This is a genomic window from Paraburkholderia sp. SIMBA_030 (genome assembly GCF_046535245.1).
Lineage (GTDB): Bacteria > Pseudomonadota > Gammaproteobacteria > Burkholderiales > Burkholderiaceae > Paraburkholderia.
In genome coordinates, this window is sequence record NZ_JAWRXB010001705.1 from 1 (window position 1) to 233 (window position 233).

Annotated in this window: 1 protein-coding gene; it reads right to left on the reverse strand. The window is 70.0% G+C overall.

Features of this window, described 5'->3' with window-relative positions; genetic code table 11:
• A partial coding sequence (locus tag SB772_RS45840; RefSeq protein WP_410839255.1) for a TetR/AcrR family transcriptional regulator occupies nucleotides 1-233 on the reverse strand: 233 nt, incomplete at both ends.

Consider the following 233-nt stretch of genomic DNA (forward strand, 5'->3'; position numbering starts at 1 on the left):
GTGCGCGAGATCGGCCGGCCCGGTGCTCATGTGCCGCTGCAGCAGCGCGAATGCGGCCGGGTAGCGCAGCGCGAGCGCGCGGTACTGGCGCGCGAGATCGCGCAGCCGCTCGCGCCATGGCAGCGTGTCGTCGACCGGTACCAGCGAGCGCGACAGCGCATTCGCGATCGCACGGGTCAGGCCGTCCTTCGACTTGAAGTGATATAGCACGCTCATCGGGTCGCAACCGACCG